The sequence below is a fragment of the Frankia sp. KB5 genome (assembly GCF_002099325.1).
Classification (GTDB): Bacteria; Actinomycetota; Actinomycetes; order Frankiales; family Frankiaceae; genus Frankia; species Frankia casuarinae.
Window position 1 is genome coordinate 1 of record NZ_MRUJ01000319.1, and the last position, 2474, is coordinate 2474.

The following is a 2474-nucleotide window of genomic DNA, read 5'->3' on the forward strand; positions in this document are numbered from 1 at the left end:
CGGCCGGACGCGTGACGGTTCCCACCTGGCCTGGCAGATGATGGTCGACCTGGGCGTCTTCCCACCGCACTCCACGCTGCACGCCGCCATGCGCACCGGCCCGCAGAGCACCGCCGAACTCGTGGACCGCCACGGCATCGCCGACCGGCAGATCCGCGAGTTGCTGATCCGCTACCTCGACGAGCGGCGTCCCGCGCTCGACTACAGCACCTTCCGCATGCTCGTCGGCCGTCTCGCCGGGGCGTTCTGGGCCGACCTCGAACGCCATCACCCCGGCATCGACACCCTCAATCTGCCACGCGAGGTCACGGATCCCTGGAAGGAACGGCTGCGTTTTCCCCAGAACGGCGGCAGCCGCCCGACCCGGCAACGACACATCGACACCCTGATCACGGTCCGCGCCTTCTACCTCGACATCGCCGAATGGGCACTGTCGGACCCTTCCTGGGCGCCTTGGGCGTTCCCCAGCCCGGTGCGCAAGAGCGACACCGCGGGAGTCGTCAAACAGCGCCGCGCCACAACGGCCTCGAACTCGGCGACTGCGGACGCCCCTACGGCACCCCCTGCATCCACGAACACGCCTGCGTCCGCTGCCMCATGCTCCGCGTCGACCCCCGCCAACGCACCCGCCTCGAACAGATCATCCGCAACCTCGGCGAACGCATCGAGGAAGCCAAAGCCAACGGCTGGCAGGGCGAAGTCGAGGGCCTCAAGACCAGCCTCGAAGCCGCACAGCGCAAGCTCGCCGGCCTGGACCGCGCAGCCCGCAACACCTCCAAACCAGCACCACTCGGAATGCCACCAATCCCACCCAAAATTTCAAGATCAAAATCCGGATAAGCGGGTGCCTGGGATATCCCGCGAGCTTGGTGGGTGCAGCTGGCCGAGGACGGGCGTCTGGTGGTGCCGCTGCGGATCCTCGGGCTGACTCGAACGGTCGTGTTCGAGCGGGCCGGAGCGGTTCTACGGAGCCGGTCGGTCGTGGAGGACGGGTTCATGCCGATGCGTGCTCTCGGTGCCGTTCGCGAGCAGAACATCCGGGTCGGTGCCGGCCCGGACCTGACAATTCGGCTCGATGACGATCGCCCGGTGGATGCCTCGGCGTTGCGGGGCGCGTTGGATCACCCTGTGGCGGCGTGCTGGACCGGGGTCGCCGTCCCGTGGGGCTGGACAGAGCATCTCGATTTCTGGCTGGCCACGCTGGAGGGCTTCTGCCGGCTCCTAGTGTCGCGGGCTGCGGTCGATGACGGCCGACTGATGGCGCCGAAGGGACCGTGGGGAAGCATGGGGATTGTTGAGGGCGGGACTCTGGCCTATCTCACGACGCGGCCGAGTCCTACCGGCGATGCGAAGATGCCCAGCTACGAGATCGGTGCCTGCGGCTACGGCCCGCGGGGCGGCGAGCTGGCGTCCCGGCTCGCCGAGCGGGTCCGCGACTGGGACCGTGACGGTGGGCAGGGCGTCCGGCTGTGGATCGAGGCATATCCGGCTGACGCCGTCCCTCCGGAGATGCCAGGTGTGCTGCTTGCGGTCGACAAGCGCGACAGTCGGGTTCTCGTCCGGGTGGCCGAGCAGGTACCCGCCGCGGTTTGACCGCCTCGGCCGGGCAGGGTCAGGACAAGAGCAGCAGGGCGTCCCAAGTCGTGCGCAGGTCCTCGGGCATGGGGCACCCGGCGTACTCGGCGAGAGCGAGCGCCGTTCCGGCAGCGCCAGTGAGGAAGCCGGGCCGGACGGTGGCCGCGTTCCCGGCGAGGTGGGCGAAGCCGAAACGGCGCGTGGGGTCGAACGCGCCGGAGGGGTGCACGGTGACAGCGTCTGGGTGACGGTCCGCTGAGGCCGCTGATGACGTCGTAGACGTGCCATGGAGTGCTCACCGGCCGATGGGTGAGGGCGGTGCGGTGGTACCCGGCGATGATCAGCGAAGCGGCCAGGCCAGCGCCGGCGTGGTACACGCCAGTGGGGTGGGCGCCTCGCGGGGTCTGGCGGGCTGCGTGGGTCCAGTGGTTCGCCGCGGCTGTGGCGAAATCAGGGTGGACGGCCGCCAGCCGGGCGTGCAGCAGTGCCGTCCCGGGCAGGCCGTCGGCGAGACTGGCTGCGGCCTCGGCCGGGAGAGCGGCCGTGACCGTCTCGGGGCGCAGGAGCCGTTCGGCGAGGGCGGTCAGTGATACCGGGCTCTGGACGCGGCGGGAACGATCTGCGATGAGTCGTTACTCTTTGCAGCTAGGCTGTGACAGCACCAGTCCAACTGTGACAGCCGGAAGTCACGTTGGTTGGCCAATCCGGCGCTTGCGGCTCCTGGACCCGGGCGGCGGTCAGGAAGCCGCCGACGACGACACGCCCAGGTCTGGACATCACGAGCGTCGGTCCTTCAGGACTGATGTGGCTATGCCAGAGACCGATGGCAGGCATACACAACACGCATAGACATCGTCACCTGGAGTCCTAGTGGGTGTCGCTGCAAGTTCGTCGGTTAT

At 68.8% G+C, this 2474-nt stretch carries 3 protein-coding genes and 1 pseudogene; 2 read left to right on the forward strand and 2 right to left on the reverse strand.

All coding sequences use genetic code 11. The features are described from left to right. Positions 1-376: pseudogene (locus KBI5_RS26670) on the reverse strand (hypothetical protein); the annotation flags it as partial. 221 nt (positions 377-597) lie between these two features. Here KBI5_RS26670 and KBI5_RS26675 point away from each other — a divergent pair. After that, positions 598-840, forward strand: coding sequence for a hypothetical protein (locus tag KBI5_RS26675; protein ID WP_085016494.1), 243 nt, complete (start codon positions 598-600; stop codon positions 838-840). A 33-nt stretch (positions 841-873) separates the two neighbouring features. Then, the gene (locus tag KBI5_RS23435) at positions 874-1593 is read left to right on the forward strand and encodes an O-methyltransferase (protein WP_011436568.1); all 720 of its coding nucleotides are present in this window, start codon (positions 874-876) and stop codon (positions 1591-1593) included. Between the two features lie 19 nt (positions 1594-1612). On the opposite strand, the gene KBI5_RS23440 is transcribed toward KBI5_RS23435, so the two are convergent. After that, the gene (locus KBI5_RS23440; RefSeq protein WP_023842013.1) at positions 1613-1804 is read right to left on the reverse strand and encodes a hypothetical protein; all 192 of its coding nucleotides are present in this window, start codon (positions 1802-1804) and stop codon (positions 1613-1615) included. Positions 1805-2474: the final 670 nt, after the last annotated feature.